This is a genomic window from Nocardia sp. CDC153, from assembly GCF_035818515.1.
Classification (GTDB): domain Bacteria; phylum Actinomycetota; class Actinomycetes; order Mycobacteriales; family Mycobacteriaceae; genus Nocardia.
Genome location: NZ_JAYKYU010000002.1, coordinates 1,601,307 through 1,618,133, shown reverse-complemented (window position 1 = coordinate 1,618,133; position 16,827 = coordinate 1,601,307). Strand labels below are relative to the sequence as shown.

Annotated in this window: 17 protein-coding genes; 9 read left to right on the top strand and 8 right to left on the bottom strand. The window is 68.6% G+C overall.

Features of this window, described 5'->3' with window-relative positions:
* Nucleotides 1-54 precede the first annotated feature (54 nt).
* Entirely contained in the window at nt 55-687 is a 633-nt protein-coding gene (locus VMT65_RS16040) for an HU family DNA-binding protein (protein ID WP_326308991.1), read from the top strand.
* A gap of 178 nt (nt 688-865) precedes the next feature.
* On the opposite strand, the gene VMT65_RS16035 is transcribed toward VMT65_RS16040, so the two are convergent.
* The 3 genes from VMT65_RS16035 to cofC form a co-directional block, all read right to left on the bottom strand.
* Nucleotides 866-1,813, bottom strand: a complete 948-nt coding sequence (locus VMT65_RS16035; protein ID WP_326308990.1) for an NUDIX hydrolase — start codon at nt 1,811-1,813, stop codon at nt 866-868.
* On the bottom strand, nt 1,810-4,026 hold the full coding sequence (locus tag VMT65_RS16030) for an RNA degradosome polyphosphate kinase (protein ID WP_326308989.1): 2,217 nt from the start codon (nt 4,024-4,026) through the stop codon (nt 1,810-1,812). Before VMT65_RS16030 ends, VMT65_RS16035 begins: the two co-directional genes overlap by 4 nt.
* Before the next feature lie 62 nt (nt 4,027-4,088).
* The gene (gene cofC, locus VMT65_RS16025; RefSeq protein ID WP_326308988.1) at nt 4,089-4,790 is read right to left on the bottom strand and encodes a 2-phospho-L-lactate guanylyltransferase; all 702 of its coding nucleotides are present in this window, start codon (nt 4,788-4,790) and stop codon (nt 4,089-4,091) included.
* Between the two features lie 196 nt (nt 4,791-4,986).
* Between cofC and VMT65_RS16020 the strand changes: the two genes are divergently transcribed.
* The 3 genes from VMT65_RS16020 (at nt 4,987) to VMT65_RS16010 (ending at nt 7,474) form a co-directional block, all read left to right on the top strand.
* On the top strand, nt 4,987-5,982 hold the full coding sequence (locus tag VMT65_RS16020; protein WP_326308987.1) for an NAD(P)H-dependent glycerol-3-phosphate dehydrogenase: 996 nt from the start codon (nt 4,987-4,989) through the stop codon (nt 5,980-5,982).
* A gap of 87 nt (nt 5,983-6,069) precedes the next feature.
* Nucleotides 6,070-7,185 (top strand): D-alanine--D-alanine ligase family protein, encoded by a 1,116-nt coding sequence (locus tag VMT65_RS16015; RefSeq protein WP_326308986.1) that lies wholly within the window; start codon nt 6,070-6,072, stop codon nt 7,183-7,185.
* A gap of 55 nt (nt 7,186-7,240) precedes the next feature.
* Nucleotides 7,241-7,474: a DUF6191 domain-containing protein gene (locus tag VMT65_RS16010; RefSeq protein WP_326308985.1), complete on the top strand. Its 234-nt coding sequence runs from the start codon at nt 7,241-7,243 to the stop codon at nt 7,472-7,474.
* 58 nt (nt 7,475-7,532) lie between these two features.
* Here VMT65_RS16010 and VMT65_RS16005 read toward each other — a convergent pair whose 3' ends face one another.
* Nucleotides 7,533-8,267: a DUF3515 domain-containing protein gene (locus VMT65_RS16005; RefSeq protein WP_326308984.1), complete on the bottom strand. Its 735-nt coding sequence runs from the start codon at nt 8,265-8,267 to the stop codon at nt 7,533-7,535.
* Here VMT65_RS16005 and VMT65_RS16000 point away from each other — a divergent pair.
* Genes VMT65_RS16000 through VMT65_RS15990 form a run of 3 tightly spaced genes read left to right on the top strand, consistent with a single transcriptional unit; the run spans nt 8,254 to nt 10,375 of the window.
* The gene (locus VMT65_RS16000; protein ID WP_326308983.1) at nt 8,254-9,354 is read left to right on the top strand and encodes a thiamine-phosphate kinase; all 1,101 of its coding nucleotides are present in this window, start codon (nt 8,254-8,256) and stop codon (nt 9,352-9,354) included. The genes VMT65_RS16005 and VMT65_RS16000 overlap by 14 nt on opposite strands.
* A 47-nt stretch (nt 9,355-9,401) precedes the next feature.
* The gene (locus VMT65_RS15995) at nt 9,402-10,079 is read left to right on the top strand and encodes a uracil-DNA glycosylase (protein ID WP_326308982.1); all 678 of its coding nucleotides are present in this window, start codon (nt 9,402-9,404) and stop codon (nt 10,077-10,079) included.
* A gap of 35 nt (nt 10,080-10,114) precedes the next feature.
* Nucleotides 10,115-10,375 (top strand): hypothetical protein, encoded by a 261-nt coding sequence (locus VMT65_RS15990; protein ID WP_120737407.1) that lies wholly within the window; start codon nt 10,115-10,117, stop codon nt 10,373-10,375.
* A 3-nt stretch (nt 10,376-10,378) separates the two neighbouring features.
* Here the strand turns inward: VMT65_RS15990 and VMT65_RS15985 are convergent, their stop codons facing one another.
* Complete coding sequence (locus tag VMT65_RS15985; RefSeq protein WP_326308981.1) at nt 10,379-10,891, bottom strand: GNAT family N-acetyltransferase; 513 nt, start codon at nt 10,889-10,891, stop codon at nt 10,379-10,381.
* Between the two features lie 85 nt (nt 10,892-10,976).
* Entirely contained in the window at nt 10,977-11,168 is a 192-nt protein-coding gene (gene rpmB / locus VMT65_RS15980; RefSeq protein WP_011210730.1) for a 50S ribosomal protein L28, read from the bottom strand.
* Between the two features lie 222 nt (nt 11,169-11,390).
* Between rpmB and VMT65_RS15975 the strand changes: the two genes are divergently transcribed.
* Together VMT65_RS15975 and recG are read left to right on the top strand one after the other, a co-directional pair.
* A complete protein-coding gene (locus VMT65_RS15975) occupies nt 11,391-13,169 on the top strand; it encodes a DAK2 domain-containing protein (protein WP_442790229.1) in 1,779 nt (592 codons plus the stop codon).
* A 25-nt stretch (nt 13,170-13,194) separates the two neighbouring features.
* Nucleotides 13,195-15,462 carry an ATP-dependent DNA helicase RecG gene (gene recG / locus VMT65_RS15970; protein ID WP_326308979.1) on the top strand — a complete coding sequence of 756 codons (2,268 nt, stop codon included), beginning with the start codon at nt 13,195-13,197 and terminating at the stop codon, nt 15,460-15,462.
* Nucleotides 15,463-15,503: 41 nt separating this feature from the next.
* Here recG and VMT65_RS15965 read toward each other — a convergent pair whose 3' ends face one another.
* A complete protein-coding gene (locus VMT65_RS15965) occupies nt 15,504-16,382 on the bottom strand; it encodes a hypothetical protein (RefSeq protein WP_326308978.1) in 879 nt (292 codons plus the stop codon).
* Nucleotides 16,383-16,393: 11 nt separating this feature from the next.
* A complete protein-coding gene (locus tag VMT65_RS15960) occupies nt 16,394-16,798 on the bottom strand; it encodes a winged helix-turn-helix transcriptional regulator (RefSeq protein ID WP_326308977.1) in 405 nt (134 codons plus the stop codon).
* Between the last annotated feature and the right edge of the window lie 29 nt (nt 16,799-16,827).

Sequence of the window (16,827 nt, the reverse complement as noted above, 5' to 3'; positions counted from 1 at the left end):
TTACCGTGGTACCTAGTCGGTCCGACGACGGGCCATTAGTCTGCGGAGGATTCAATGAACAAGGCGGAACTGATCGATGTTCTGACCGAGAAGTTGGGTACTGACAGGCGCACCGCTACTGCTGCAGTCGAGCAGATGGTCGACACGATCGTGCGTGCTGTGAACAAAGGTCAGAGCGTCACCATCACGGGTTTCGGTGTCTTCGAACAGCGGAAGCGTGCTGCCCGGGTTGCTCGTAACCCGCGCACCGGCGAAACCGTCAAGGTGAAGCCGACTTCGGTGCCTGCCTTCCGTCCCGGTGCTCAGTTCAAGGCGATCATCGCTGGCAAGCAGAAGATCGCGTCGAGCGGCCCGGCCGTGAAGCGCGGTGTGGCTGCCCCGGTTTCGGGCAAGGCGGGTGCGAAGAAGACCACCGCCAAGAAGACGGCCAAGAAGGCCGCCACCAAGGCCCCGGCCAAGACCACCGCCAAGAAGGCCGCGTCGAAGGCGCCTGCCAAGAAGGCCACCGCCAAGAAGACGGCCGCGAAGAAGACGGTCGCCAAGAAGACCCCGGCGAAGGCCACCGCGGCCAAGAAGACCACGGCGAAGAAGGCCACCAAGGCCACCGCTTCGAAGGCCACCGCCAAGAAGACGGCCAAGAAGGCTCCCGCCAAGAAGACCGCGGCCAAGCGCACCGCGCGCCGTTAATACGGCCACAACCCGTCGCTGACGGGAGTTTTCGAGCAGGACGACATGTGAGACGGCCCGGCATCGCCGGGCCGTTTCGCATATCTGTGGGCGGATAGTGGATCCGGTCGGGGTGGAATCGCCTCGTCCACGGGGGGATTCGCCCGGCCAGGGACCGGTACGGCGGCGTTCCAAGGACTTACGGGGTAGGTGTCAGCGCCCGGTCGATGTGGTCGGCGGCGACCAGGCGGCCCTGGTGGAAACTCAGCACCCAGACGCTGCCCTTGCGGTTGCGCGCCGGTGGCAGGCTGATTCCGTCCTCGGCGGCCCACCAGTCGAGCAGATCCGGAATCACCTTGCCCTGACTGCAGATCACCCGCACCGAGTCCTCGGAGACGAGGTCGCGGGCGCGTTTGCGGGCGGCGTCGGGCGCTGCCGCGTAACCGGATTCGGAGAACAGCGGCTCCAGTTCCACGTCGACGGCGAGCTTTTCCGCCAGCGGGGTCACGGTTTGGACACAGCGGACCGGTGGGGCGGAAACGATTTCGGCCGCGCCGAAGGCGAGCAGGTTGGGCACCAGCGCGCGAGCCTGTGTGCGACCGGCCTTTTCGAGCGGGCGCTCGTCGTCGGCGCCGGCGTACCGGTCGCGGCGACCGGCCTTGGCGTGCCGCACCAGCAGCAGATGCGTGGTATCGGCCGGTTGGCGAAGGAAATTGCGGACGATGGAGCGATCCATGGGGTAGGACAGGGCGTCCATCACGGTGTCGAGGCGGCGCCAGTCCAACTCGTCGACTTCGGTATTGGATTCGAACTTCCCGTCGACGACCCGGGCGGCCCAGTAGTCCACCCGTTTGAGTCTGCGATGCCCGGTGACCGGATAGGTCACGTGGCCCAGATAGCGCCCCAGGCGCGAATTCAGGCCGGTTTCCTCGGCCACCTCGCGCACGGCCGTGATCATCGGCGTCTCACCGGGATCCAGCTTGCCCTTGGGCAGCGACCAGTCGTCGTATTTGGGCCGGTGCACGAGCGCGATCTCGAGCCCGCCGTCGGCGGCCGGCCGCCACAGCACCGCGCCCGCCGCGAGAATATTGGCGGCGACGCGGGGGTCGGCGAAATCGGCGGTGGGGTCGAACTGTGCCGGGCTCACTGGCGATCCGGACGTCGCAGCCGCATGAGGTACTCCTGGTGATCGCGAATCTCCTCGCCGGGGATGTCGCGGTCGGGTTGGGCCTGCCAGCTGCCGTCGGGCCGGAGCACCCAGCAGCGGGTGGTGGGATCCATGGCGGAGTCGAAGATCGCGCCGAGGCGCTCGGCCAGTTTCGGATCCTTGACCTGTGCCAGCACTTCCACGCGCCGGTCGAGGTTGCGATGCATCATGTCGGCGGAGCCGATCCAGTATTCGTGCTGCGCCTGGAAGTGCAGGATGCGCGAATGTTCCAGGTAGCGGCCGAGAATCGAGCGCACCACGATATTGTCGCTCAGACCGGGCACGCCGGGGCGCAGCCCGCAGATGCCGCGCACCACGATCTCCACCGGCACGCCCGCCTGGGAGGCCCGGTACAGCGCGTCGATGACCTGTTCGTCGACGATGGCGTTGGCCTTCAGCCGGATTCGCGCCGCCTGGCCCTGGCCCGCCAGTTCGATCTCGCGTTCGATGCGTTCCACGATGCCCGCGCGCACCCCGACCGGGGCGACCAGCAGGTTGCGGTAGTTGGCCTTTCGCGAGTATCCGGTCAGCGAGTTGAACAGGTCGGTCAGGTCCGCGCCGATCTCCGGTGCGGCCGTGAGCAATCCGACGTCCTCGTAGAGGCGCGCGGTCTTCGGGTTGTAATTGCCGGTGCCGATGTGGCAGTAGCGACGGATGGTGGCACCCTCGCGCCGCACCACCAGGCAGGTCTTGCAGTGCGTCTTCAACCCGACCAGGCCGTAGACCACGTGCACGCCCGCCTGTTCCAGTGCCCGAGCCCATTTGATGTTGGCCTGCTCGTCGAAGCGGGCCTTGATCTCGACCAGCGCGACCACCTGCTTGCCCGCCTCGGCGGCGTCGATGAGCGCGTTGACGATGGGCGAGTCACCCGAGGTGCGGTACAGGGTCTGCTTGATGGCCAGCACCTGCGGGTCGGCGGCGGCCTGTTCGATGAACCGCTGCACGCTGGTGGAGAAGGAGTCGTAGGGGTGGTGCACCAGCACGTCGCCCTCGCGCAGGGCGGCGAAAACGTTTCGGGGCGTTTCGCGTTCGCCGAAGGCCGGCGGGGTGGCCGGAACGTAGGGGGCGTCCTTGAGGTTGGGGCGGTCCACGCCGTAGACCTGCCACAGGCACGACAGATCGAGCAGGCCGGGCACCTGGATGACGTCGGCCGGATCCACATCCAGTTCGCGCAGCAGCAGATCGAGCATGTGCTCGGTCATATCGTCGGAGACTTCCAGGCGCACCGGGGAGCCGAAGCGGCGGCGCGCCAGTTCGCGCTCGAGGGCCTGCAGCAGGTCCTCGTCGCGGTCCTCCTCGACCTCCAGGTCGGCATTGCGGGTGATCCGGAACGAATGCTGTTCCACCACTTCCATTCCCGGGAACAGCTGATCGAGGTGCGCGGCGATCAGCTCCTCCATGGGCAGGAAGGCGGCCACGGAGCCGCTCTGTCCCGCAGCGGAATCGCGGCCGGAACCGTCGCGGCCGGGGGCGTTGGACCCGGCGACGCGGCGGACCCGCACGAATCGATCTACGTTGTCAGGCACCTTCACTCGCGCGAAGTGCTCGCCACCGGTGACCGAATCCTTCACCGTCACGGCGAGATTCAGACTCAGGCCGGAGATGTAGGGGAACGGGTGCGCCGGATCGACGGCCAGCGGGGTGAGCACCGGGAACACCTGATCCTGGAAATACCCGGACAGGCGCTGCTTTTCGGTGTCCTCCAGGTCGGCCCAGCGGATGATGGCGATGCCCTCGGCGGTCAGGGCGGGCAGCACGTCGTCGAGGAAGACGCGGGCGTGTCGCTCGGCGAGGTCCTGGGTGCGCACGGCGATCATCTCGAGCTGTTCGGTGGGGGACAGCCCGTCGGCGGAACGCACCGACAATCCGGTTTCCGCGCGGCGTTTCAGGCCCGCCACGCGGACCATGTAGAACTCGTCCAGATTCGAGGAGAAAATGGCGAGGAATTTGGCGCGCTCGAGAAGTGGCTGAGAATGGTCCTCGGCGAGCGCCAACACGCGGGCGTTGAAATCGAGCCAGCTCAGTTCCCGGTTCACGTACCGGTCCGCCGGGAGTGGCGTGACAGCGGTGGGCGGAGGGGTTGCCGCGGGCGGTGCCGCCGGTAGTAGCGGCGATTGCTTGACGGTATCCGTATCGCTCACTCTCACGATCATTCCTTATGTCGCGGGTGGGGTGCCGACCTGACACCGTCCATTGCAGCGCAGATCACGCGGCGTCAGCACAGTGAAGATCGGGCTCGGTGCAACTCTTCGGTTCCTCGACACGCTTGCGACACGCCGATTTCACGCAGCAGCGCGCCGGTGGCCTTCCCGACGCCGAGCGCGGCGGCGCGCTCGAGGTCCGCGGCGGTGTCCACGTCCTGCCGCAGTCCGGGCCAGTCGCCCAGCAGCTCCACCGCGCCGTCGGCGATGTGGCGGTGGGCGGAGTCCGGACCGAAAAGCGGGTTCAGCGTCACGGATCCGCCGCGCACCAGCAGGGCGACGGTGCCGCTGCCCTCATGATCGGCGACCACCGCGCGGCGATGCCCGGTGCTCGCGAGCATGTCGGAGAGTTCGGCGCAGCGCAGCGCGGGCAGATCCGCTTGCAGGGCAAGCAGATCGACGGGACCGTGTCGGTGCCGGATGGCGGCCGCGCCCGCGGCGAGGGCGGCGTTGAGGCCGCTGGTGTGCGGCGCGGTGATCTCGGGCTCGGGATGCACGTGCGCGCCCAGCCCGCGGACCAACTCGGAGACCATCGGATCCGGCGTCACCACGGTCACCGACGCGATGGCCCGCGTCGCGACGGCCGCCGTCACGGTATCGGCCAGCATGGCCAGCACGAGCCGCGGCCGATGCTCAGCAGGCAACCCATCGGACAGCCGAGACTTGGCTAGCCCGAGACTCTTGACCGCGATCACCGCGTGCACGGACGGACGCATGCCCGAATCCTCCCACTCCAAGATGACGCGTTTGTGAGCGGCGTCGAATTCCTCCGCTCGTCATCCCGGCGCGCTTTTGGCCGGGATCCACTCGACTCGGGCGAGATTCCGGCCAGGAGCACGCCGGAATGACGGTGCGGGGGCCGTGAGATGCCACAACGGCATGGCGGCGAACACACCCGCTTATATTGGGCTGATGGCTAGGGCAGCGGTGTTGGGAGCGGGGTCATGGGGGACCGCGTTCGCGAAGGTATTGGCGGAGGCTGGAACCGAGACCACCATGTGGGCTAGGCGGCCGGAGGTGGCGAAGGTCTTGGCCACCGAGCGTCGCAATCCTTGGTATCTGCCGGATGTCGCGCTGCCGCCGATGGGTGCCACCGATGATCCCGCTGTTGCGCTCGCCGGTGCCGACATTGTCGTGCTGGCCGTGCCCTCGCAGTCGCTGCGCACGAATCTCGCGGCCTGGAAGGATCTGATTCCCGCCGACGCCACGCTGTTGAGTCTGGCCAAGGGCATCGAGACCGGGACGCTGCTGCGGATGAGTCAGGTCATCGCGGAGGTCTCCGGCGCGGATTCGAGTCGGGTCGCGGTGCTGTCGGGGCCGAACCTCTCGCACGAGATCGCCGCCGGCCAGCCCGCCGCGACGGTCATCGCCTGCTCGGATGTGGCGCGGGCCGAGGCCGTCCAGCACGCTTGCGCCACCGGCTATTTCCGGCCGTACACCAATTCCGATGTGATCGGCTGTGAGATCGGCGGGGCCTGCAAGAACGTCATCGCGCTGGCCTGCGGCATCGCCTCGGGAATGGGGTTGGGCGACAACTCGATTGCCACGCTCATCACGCGCGGGCTGGCCGAGATCATTCGGCTCGGGGTGGCGGTGGGCGCGGAGCCGGTCACCTTCGCGGGGCTGGCGGGCGTGGGCGATCTGGTGGCCACCTGCACCTCGCCGCTGTCGCGCAATCGCTCCTTCGGGCACGCGCTGGGCGCGGGCGGGTCCATGGAGACCGCGCTGGAGGCGACTCATGGCCAGGTCGTGGAGGGTGTGAAGTCCTGCACATCGGTGCGGGCGCTGGCCGCCGCGCACGGCGTGGAGATGCCGCTGACCAACGCGGTGCACCAGGTGTGTCATGAGGGCATGTCGGCCGCCGAGGCGGTCGGACAGCTGCAGGGCCGCCGCCTGAAATCGGAGTGAGTTACCGCGCGGTACGGGGTAAGTCCGTCGCGGGGTGGGACGACCGCGTAACACTGCCGCCACAATCGACCGGATAGGGTTCGGGGCATGACCAACAGGACCAGGGTGGCGGTGGTGTTCGGCGGCCGCAGCAATGAGCACGGGGTGTCGTGTGTTTCGGCACGCACCGTGCTGGCGAGCCTCGATCCCGAACGGTACGAGGCGGTTCCGATCGGGATCACGCGCGAGGGCACCTGGGTGCTCGGCGACGCCGATCCCCGCGCGCTCACCGGGTCAGAACAGCACGAAGCGCGCGACCGCGCCCTACCCACGGTCGACGAATCCGGCACGGCGCTGGTCCTGGCCGCCGACCCCTCCCGCGCGGGCGCGCTGGTGCCCCTCGACGGCAAGGCCGCGGTGCTGGGCAGCGTGGACGTGGTGTTCCCGGTGCTGCACGGCGCGTTCGGCGAGGACGGGACGCTGCAGGGTCTGCTGGAGCTGGCCGAGCTGCCCTACGTCGGTCCGGGCGTGCTGGCCAGCGCGGCCGGCATGGACAAGGAGTTCACCAAGAAACTCCTTGCGGCCGAAGGACTTCCGATCGGTGTGCAGGTGGTGCTGCGGCCGGGCGTGGCGACGGTGAGCGAGGCCGACCGGGAGCGCCTGGGGCTGCCGGTGTTCGTGAAGCCCGCCCGCGGCGGGTCCTCCATCGGCATCACCAAGGTGGACGGTTGGGGCGAGCTCGATGCCGCCATCGCCGTTGCGCGCGAACACGATCCGAAGGTGATCGTGGAGGCCGGGATCGTGGGCCGCGAAGTCGAGTGCGGCGTACTGGAATTCCCGGACGGCCGGGTGGAAGCCAGTGTGGTGGCGGAGATCCGGATGCCCGAGGACGACGGCGACGCGCCCGACTTCTACGACTTCGACACCAAGTACCTCGACGACGTCTGCGAGTTCGACGTCCCCGCCAAGCTGGACGATGATGTGTCCCAAGAGATTCGGGAGCTCGCGGTGCGCGCCTTCCGCGCGCTGGACTGCCAGGGACTGGCCCGCGTCGACTTCTTCGTGACCGCCGACGGCCCGGTCATCAACGAGATCAACACCATGCCCGGCTTCACCTCGATCTCCATGTACCCGCGCATGTGGGAGGCCACCGGGATCGACAACCGCACCCTGGTGAGCACCCTCATCGAGACGGCGCTCGCCCGCGGCACCGGCCTGCGCTAGGCGGCGTGGCTGCGCTGGCCGGGAAGAATCAGCCTTCGGGCTGACGCTCGCCGACGTGGCCTACCGGCGCGCGACCGGGCGCACCGCGCTGCCGTGGATGCGCAACGAGGAGAACCGCAAGGCGGCGGCCATCGGGCTCGAGCAGTTCGACGCCGCGTTCAACTCGGCCAAGCGGCACGAGATGGAGCAGCGGCACTCGGTGCTCATGCATCGGGAGAATCCCGGCGACGGAGACGAGGGTGTGGACGTCGATCTCACCGCCGGGAAGGCCACGCTGCGCAAGCTTTGACGGGCCCGATGGCGGCCTCTGACGGATCCGATGGCGGCTCCGACAGATATATCTTGCGTCAGTTCGGGATCGGGTTCGGGTCGATCGGCTTGGCCGGGATGGTCTTGGTGATGGCGTCCGAAACCTCTTGCAGCGGAGTCGCCCCGGCATTGTCGGGCTGGGTCAGCGCGATGTAGGTCCCGCGGTCGACCGCCCACCAGGTGCCGGAGGTGACACCGCTGGTTTGATCGCGCAGCTCGAACCAGTTGACGCCGTTCACGACCTGCAGCGGCGAGGCCTTGGTGAATTCCTGCGGGCGATCCAAGCCGCAGCGCACCACGATCGGGTCCCCGCCGTCGGGCAGCTGCCACGCCTTGGTCGCGGGCGGAGCGGGCTGCACCAGCTCGGAGGTGGTGTAGTCACCGATCGTGCCCGGCAACGCGGGCAGCAGCGCCGAGCACTCCGGGCCGGCGGCGGCGGGGGCCGGAACCGCGCCCAGGGCCAGCGCATCTCGACTGTGATGCCGATTGGCGAGCACACCCATGACGAGCACCCCGACCACCAGCGCCACGGGCAGCGCGACCGCGGTGGCGATGAGCGCGGGGGACCGGCGGACACCGAAATCGTCCGAGTCCGCGGCGTCCGACTCGGCCTTTTCGGCGTCGGTCGCGTCGCCGGCATCGGCGGGCTCGGTGGCCCCGGTGGCCTCGGTGGCCTCGGTGGCCTCGGTGTCGTCGAGCTTCGTATCGGCGAGCTCGGCGTCGGTGCTGTCCGGCTTGGTCTCGGGCTCGCTGCCGCGGGTGTCGTTGCTCATCGGCATCGAGGGTACCGTCGAGCGGTCAGCCACCCGCATCACACTCGCCCCGAAGGAGACCGCCATCACCGCCAGCAACAGGCCGCAGCCGGATGCTCCGGGAGCTCCGGCGGTCCAGCCCGCGCGCACGGTCGGCGAGCTCGGGGAATTCGGGCTCATCGCGCTGGTGAACGCGGGTCGCACGCACACCCCGGGCGTGCTGCTCGGACCCGGTGACGACGCCGCGGTGATCGCCGCGCCCGAGGGGCGGTTCGTGGTGACCACCGACATGCTGGTGCAGGATCGGCATTTCCGCACCGATTGGTCGAGCCCCGTGGACATCGGGCGCAAGGCGATCGCGCAGAACGCGGCGGATGTGGTGGCCATGGGCGCGGTGCCGAGCGCGTTCGTGGTCGGGCTCGGGTGTCCCTCGGAGACGCCGGTCGAGTTCGTGCGGGAACTGGCGGACGGCATGTGGGCCGAGGCCGGTCGGGCCGGGGCGTCCATTGCCGGGGGCGATATGGTCCGCAGCCCGATGCTGATCATCTCGGTGACGGCGTTCGGGGATCCGCGCCGGGCTCCGATCAAGCTGTCGGGCGCGCGGCCCGGTGATGTGGTGGCCGTGGCCGGGAAGCTGGGCTGGTCGGGTGCGGGCCTGGCGGTGCTCTCCGCCGAGGCCGATCCCGCGCACGCCGGGGGACTGGTCGGGGAATTCGCGGATGTGGTTGCCGCGCACCGGGTTCCGCAGCCCCCGTACGAGGCGGTGCTGGACCTGCCGGATACTGCCGAGATCACCGCGCTCACCGATGTCAGTGACGGTTTGCTCGCCGATCTCGGGCATATCGCCGAATCCTCCGGCGTGGCCATCGATCTCGACGCCGCGACCTTGGCCGCCCCCGAATTGGAGGCGGTCGGCAAGGCGCTGGGCGTCAACCCCCTTGACTGGATTCTCGCGGGCGGCGAAGATCACGCCTTCGCAGCGACTTTCGCCGATTCGGGCGATTTGCCCGAGGGCTGGCTCCGCATCGGCCAGGTCCGCCCGGGCTCCGGCGTGACGGTCGACGGCACCCCCCGAACCGGACTCGGCGGTTGGGAATCCTTCGCTTAGACGGGGCCGCTTACGCGATGAAACTCGACACGATAAGTTTTCCCGACATGGGTGCGAAACCACTGTCGGAAGTCATCGATACGGGCTGGGCCGAGGCCCTCGAACCGGTGGCCGACCGCATTGCCGCGATGGGCGAGTTCCTGCGCAACGAAAACGCCGAGGGGCGTGGCTATCTCCCCAAGGGGGAGCATGTGCTGCGGGCCTTCCAGCGGCCGTTCGACAAGGTCCGGGTGCTCATCGTGGGCCAGGATCCGTATCCGACGCCGGGGCATCCGGTGGGGCTGAGTTTCTCGGTGGCCCCGGATGTTTCGCCCATTCCGCGCAGTTTGTCCAATATCTATTCGGAGCTGACCAAGGATCTGGGCCTGCCCATGCCGTCCAATGGCGATCTGTCGCCGTGGTGCGATCAGGGCGTGCTCATGCTCAACCGAGTGCTGACGGTGCAGCCGGGCCAGCCCGCCTCGCATCGCGGCAAGGGTTGGGAAGCGGTGACCGAGCAGGCAATTCGCGCGCTCGTTGCCCGGGATCAGCCGCTGGTGGCGATTCTGTGGGGCCGCGACGCCTCGACGCTCAAGCCGATGCTGGGCAACACTCCCTACATCGAATCCGCCCATCCCTCACCGTTGTCGGCTTCGCGAGGATTCTTCGGTTCTCGCCCGTTCTCCCGCACCAACGAATTGCTGGGTACATTAGGGGCCGCGCCGGTGGACTGGCGTCTGCCGTAGTGCGAACCCCGATGACCTGATTCAGGAGCATGTGTATGCAGAACAAGACTGCCCGTGGTGTTTTCGTCGCGCTGGCCGCCGGTGCGGCGCTGGCCGCGGCGCCGGCCGTGGCCAATGCCGAGGGCCTGCCGCTGGAGAACTACACCCCCGACACCACGCACCAGACGGTTCAGCCCGTCGGCAGCCTGTTCGACACCAACAGTGTGAGCGGACTGTCGTCGAATGTGACCTCGCGCCTGGCGTGCGTGGTGCAGTCGATCAGCCAGCAGGTGGATTGCCTCAACGGCGCGGCGTAGGGATCAGCGCCGGGTGGTGTTTGTGTCGGGGGCCCGGCGCACCATCCGCACTTGGATTGCGGGAGTGAAGGCTTCGACTCGACGTTCGCCGTCGAGTTCGAAGCCGTACTTCTTGTAGAAGGCCTGTGCGCGCGGGTTCTCCTCGAAGACCCACAGCGAGGTGTCGGCCTCGTCGGAGAGCACCGCGGCCATCAAATCGTGGGCGATGCCGGTGCCGTGGTGGGCGGCTCGCACATACATGGCGTTGAGTTCCAGTGGCGTGGGCGAGTTCTCCTCGCTCGCCGGACCGCCCGCCGCGAATCCCACCACGGTTTCGTCGATCAGGGCGACGTGGACCTGTCCCGGATATTTGACGCGGATGCGTTCCCAGGCCGCCGCGCGCTGTTCGACATCGAAGGCGTCCAGCAGGTGTCGCGGCACCAGATCCCGATAGGCCTCACGCCAGCAGGCGATGTGGCATTCGGCCATGCTGTGCACATGCTCAGGCGCGAGCGGAACCACCTGCCACGCGTTCATGCCCACCCCTGAGGTGTTCGGTCCGGGAACGACAAAAGCCCCGGCTCACCCCATTCAGGGTGCCGGGGCCTTCGACGAAAAGCTATCAGCCGCGAACGACCTTGCCCGCCTTCAGGCAGGAGGTGCAGACGTTCATGCGGCGGGTGTTGCCCGGGGCAACCTGGGCGCGCACGGTCTGGATGTTCGGGTTCCAGCGACGGTTGGTGCGCCGGTGCGAGTGCGAAACCGACTTACCGAAGCCGGGGCCCTTGGCGCAGACGTCACAGACGGCAGCCATAGTCGCGAGCTCCTTCATGTCATAGTGGGACGCGCTGCACGGTGCACAGCGTGTCCGAAAGCTTATGTCTTGGACGTACCTACCAGCGAATTGCTGGTCAACGCGGGCCGATACCTGAGAGGGCAGGACCGTGCCTGCGTGAGGCAACCGCACAAGAGTAGCCAACCGCGCCCGGGCGTGTCCAATTGGGTCCCCGGCACCCGTCGCGTATGCACCGTACGAATGCCAGGTGACAGCGTGGTGTCGGTTGTCCCGACTAGGCTGGCGCAGGGATTCCATGACGTGTGCGGAAGGACGGTGACGGTGCCCGGGGTAGCGGATGCTCTAAATGGTCCTGCGGACGCTCTCGACGGTACTGCCCTGCTGAGCTGGGGTCGCTCGGCCCTCGCCGCCCTGGAACTGCATCGGGACGAGATCAACGCCCTCAATGTCTTCCCGGTCCCCGACTCCGACACCGGCACCAACCTGCTCGCCACCATGCGCGCCGCCGTGCGCGGGGCGGAACGGGCGGCCGAGGGTGATCCGCCTCACCCCGAGGCGACGCCCTTGGCTCGGGAGATCGCGGCGGCCATGGCGCAGGCCGCGACGGCGGGCGCGCGGGGGAATTCGGGGATCATCCTGTCTCAGGTGCTGCGGGGTATCGCCGATGCGGTGGCCGACGGGCCGTTGACCGAGCAGTCGCTGCGGGTTGCGCTGCGGCAGGCCGCCCGGCTCGTGCGGGAGGCGCTGAGCTCTCCGGTCGAGGGCACCATGCTCACCGTGCTGGATCGAGCCGCCGAACGGGCGGCCGATTGTGCCGAGCGGAATCTGGTCGCGGTCGCGCTGGCAGCGGCCGACGGTGCGGCGAAGGCGTTGGGGGAGACTCCGGCACAGCTGGGCGTGCTGCGCGAGGCCGGGGTGGTGGACGCGGGGGCGCGAGGGTTGCTGGTGCTGCTGGATGAGCTGGTCGCTGCCTCGGGTGGCAGGGCACCGACCCGGCCCGAGTACCGGCGCGGGGGTGGAGATTCCGCCGGGATGACGAGGGGAGCTCATGCCGGGATGGCGAGGGGGACTCATGCCGGGATGACGGGGGAGGCGCATGCCGGGGTGACGGCTGGCGGTGGTGTGCCGCAGTACGAAGTGATGTTCCTGGTGCGGGGGACGGATGCGCGTCGTATCGATGGGTTGCGGGATCGGCTTGCCGCGCTGGGGGATTCGGTTGTGGTGGTCGGCGATGGGGCGGAGACCTGGTCGGCGCACGTGCATTGCGCGGACGCGGGGGCGGCGGTGGAGGCCGGGCTGGTCGCGGGCGGGCTGAGCGGGATTCGGATCGAGACGTTGACCGGGTCCGGGGAGGCGCACGGTGGGGCGGCCGATCGCGCGATTCTGGCGGTGGCGTCCGGTGCGGGTGCGGTGCGGCTTTTCGAGGATGCGGGCGCCACTGTCCTGCAGGGCGAGGTGACCTCGGAGGTCTTGCTGCAAGCCATTCGCGGGGTGGCGCATCGAGAGGTGCTGGTGCTGCCGAACGGAGCGTTGCCCGCGCACGAATTGGTGGCCGTCAGTGTGGCGGCTCGGGATGGGCAGCGGGAGGTGTTGATGCTGCCGTGCGGGTCGATGGTGCAGGGGTTGGCGGCGCTGTCGATGCACGATGCGGGGCGGGCGGCGGCCGACGACGCGTTCGCCATGTCGGAGGCGGCGGCCGGAACCCGGTGGGGCGCGGTGCGAGTCGCGCCGGAGCGGGCCTTGACCATGGTGGGAATGTGCGAGGCGGGGGACGGGCTCGGATTGGTCGGACACGATGTGGTCGTGATCGATTCGGATCTGCGGGCGGCGGGGCGCACGCTGTTGGACCGAATGCTGGGCCTGGGTGGGGAATTGGTGACCATGCTCATCGGATGCGATGCGCCGGAAGGGCTTTCGGAGGAGTTGGCGGCGCATGTGGCCGCCGGGTTCCCGGGTGTCGAGGTGGTGGTGTATCCCGGTGGGCAGGCGGGGGACGTGGTGCAGATCGGGGTGGAATAGAACCGTGCGGATCGGGGTGAACTGAATGGCTACGCTGGCCGATCGGCTGGACCATGTGCTCGGGGTGAAGGCGGCCGAGTCGCTGCAGGAGAGTTTCGACATGCAGACCGTGGAGGATCTGCTGCGGCACTATCCGCTGCGCTATGCCACCCAGGGGCAGCCGCTCACCGAGGAGGAGCCCGAGGAGGGTGCGCATCTCACGGTGATCGGGCGCATCACCAAGACCGACCTGCGGCCCATGAAGAACCGGCGCGGCAGCCTGCTCAAGGTGAGCCTGGACGCCGGTGGCGCGAAGCCGGTGGACATCACCTTCTTCAATGGCGACAAGGTGCGGCACCTGGTGAAAGAGGGTGCGCGCGCGATGATGTCGGGCACCGTGCACTACTGGCGCGAGAAGCAGTGGAACCTGTCCCACCCGGACTATTTGATCCTGCCCGAGAAGGGTGAGGGCTCGGTCGAGAGCCTCACCTCGGTGCACGGCGGCGGCGCGCTGCGCGGTCTGGCGCAGAGCGCCAAGGGCGCGGGCGGCATCGACATGTCGTTCTTCGAACGCGAGTTCATTCCGGTCTATCCCTCCACCGCCAAGGTGCAGAGCTGGACGATTCTGCGCTGTGTGCGGCAGGTGCTCGATCAGCTCGACCCGCTCGAGGAACCGCTGCCCGAAGCCCTGTGCGCCGAGCATTCCCTGCTGCCGGTCTCGGACGCGCTGCGCCTGATCCACCTACCCGAGCACAAGGCCGATATCGAAGCCGCCCGTGGCCGTTTGCGTTTCGACGAGGCCATGGCCCTGCAGCTGGTGCTGGCCGAGCGCCGCCATCAGGTGGAGGGCCGCGTCGCGCGGCCGTGCCCGCCGCGCACCGACGGCATTGCCGCCGCCTTCGACAAGCGGCTGCCCTTCGAGCTGACCGAGGGCCAGCGCGCGGTCATCGACGAGATCTCCGCGGACCTGTCGCGCAGCCATCCCATGCATCGGCTGCTGCAGGGTGAGGTGGGCTCGGGCAAGACCATCGTGGCCCTGCACGCCATGCTGCAGGTGGTGGACAACGGTCAGCAGTGCGCGCTGCTCGCGCCGACGGAAGTGCTCGCCGCACAGCATTATCGGTCGTTGACGAAGATGCTCGGCGATCTCGGCACGGCCGGGGAGCTGGGTGCGGACGAGAACGCCACCAAGGTGGTGCTGGTGACCGGCTCCATGTCGGCGGGGCAGAAGCGGGCCGCCCTGCTGGACGCCGTCACCGGCGAGGCGGGTCTGGTGATCGGCACGCACGCCCTGATCCAGGACAATGTGGAGTTCTTCGACCTCGGCATGGTGGTGGTCGACGAGCAGCACCGCTTCGGTGTCGAACAGCGAGATGCCTTGCGCGCCAAGGCCAACGACGGCGCGAGCCCGCACCTGCTGGTCATGACCGCCACCCCGATTCCGCGCACCATCGCCATGACCACGCTCGGCGATCTGGAAACCTCCGTGCTGACCCAGCTGCCGCGCGGGCGGTCGCCGATCACGTCGAAAGTCGTTCCGGCCAAGGTGAAACCGTCGTGGGTGGATCGGGCGTGGGAGCGTATTCGCGAGGAGGTCGCGGCGGGGCGTCAGGCCTACGTGGTGTGCTCGCGCATCGGTGACGAGGAGGAGAACGGAAAGGCCAAGGGGCGCAAGGGGAAAGCCGAGGAGAAGGAAGCGCCCACCACGCATTCGGCCGTGGATATGTACGAGATGCTCAGCGCCGGTCCGCTGAAGGATCTGCGGGTGGGCCTGCTGCACGGCCGCCTGCCCGCCGATGAGAAGGACCGTGTGATGCGCGCCTTCAACGACGCCGAGATCGACGTCCTGGTGTGCACCACGGTGGTCGAGGTCGGCGTCGACGTCCCCAATGCCACCGTCATGGCCATTGTCGACGCGGACCGTTTCGGCGTGAGCCAGCTCCACCAGCTCCGCGGTCGCGTGGGTCGAGGCAAACACGCGGGCCTGTGCCTGCTCATCACCGAAACCAATCCGGTCGGCACCGCCATGGCCCGCCTCGAGGCGGTCGCGGCCACCACCGACGGTTTCGAACTGGCCGTCCTCGACCTCCGCCAACGCCGCGAGGGCGATGTCCTCGGCTCCGCCCAATCCGGCACCGCCCGCAGCCTCCGCCTCCTGTCCCTCCTCGACGACCTCGAAGTCATCACCGCCGCCCAACAGGTAGCCCGCGAAATAGTCGAGTCCGACCCGGGCCTGAAAAACCACCCGGGCCTGGCCAGCATGATGCGCGCCGCCGTCGACGGCGAACGCCTCGAATACCTCGCGAAATCCTGACCCACCCCGTCCTCAGACCCTGGCCACCCCTCGAGGTGCGGTCAGTCCATGTAGTCGGAAGGGTCGAGATCCTGTGGGGCGGTGAGGTCGTCGGGCACGTAGATGTCCTCGGGTTCGGTGGGCTCCGGCGTCGTATCGACATCGTCGAGCTCATCGAGATCTTCCGGCGCGGCGAGGTTCGCGGCCGGGTGTGCGGGCGGGGCCGAGTCTTCGGGCGGGGCTGTGTCTTCCACGCCTGCGAGGGTGGCCCATTGCGCGAGTTCGTCCTCGTGGGAGCCGATGCTCGTGGCTTCCACGACGTCGACGGCGGCGGCGTCGTCATCGCCGCTGCCGTGGCGGGTGAGCAGCATGAGGGGCCAGGTGGGTGTGTCGCCCGGCCGACCGTCGAGGGGGTGCCAGTCCCAGGCGGATTCGAAGCGCCAGGTGCGGGCTTCGGCGTCGGCGAGTTGGTCGCCGGGTTCGAGGAATGCGTAGGGGCGGAAGCGTAATTCGAGCTTGCGGGGGATGCCGTCGTCGGGGTCGAAGGTGGCGGTTTCGGGGGAGTCGGGGGTCCGCTCGACGGGGAGACAGGTGATCTCTCGGCGGGGGCGGGGGAGCCTGCCGGTTTGGCGGGGTGGGTCGTAGTGCTGCACTTCGAGTACGCGCACGACGGTGGGCGGAATTCCGATTCGGCATTCCGACTCGGGGGTGAGGTCGGCCGGGGTGGGGCGGATTCGGAACAGCTCGCCGTGCCGGCCCGGTGCGCCGGGGTCGGCGGCCAGGGCGACCTCGCCGTTCCAGGGGTCGCCGGTGGTGTCCGGATCCGCTGTCCACCATGGCCATTCGACGAAGACCCGGTCGTCGGTCAATGCCGTCACCCGCGTCGGGGTGAACGGACAGGACACTTCGAGGATGTCCCCGACTCGGTATTCGGCTGCCACAGCCTCCGAACCTAGCCCGTCTCGGCTTTTCGCGTCTGTCTCAGGGTGGTGAGCGCGGTGGCGGTGTCGGCGGTGCCGGGGATGTGGGCGGCTCCCCACTGGGCCAGGGCGGCGAGGACCGGGCGCAGTTGCTTGCCGGTGTCGGTCAGGAGGTATTCCCGGCGGGGCGGATTGTCCTGGTATGTCACGGTATGGACGATGCCGAGGCGTTCCAGGCGGCGCAGGCGGTCGGCCAGGATATTGGTGGTGATGCGCTCGGGGGAGGCGAGAAACTCTGTGTAGCGCCGCTTTCCGGCGAACATGTCGCGAATCACCAGCATGGTCCAGCGGTCGCCGAGGACGTCGAGGGTGGCCGCGACCGGGCAGGGGGAGCGCAGCGGGTCGATCGGTTCGATCCGCGCGGTGCCGTCGGTCATAGGTTCCTCCCGAGTAGCGTCTTGTCTTT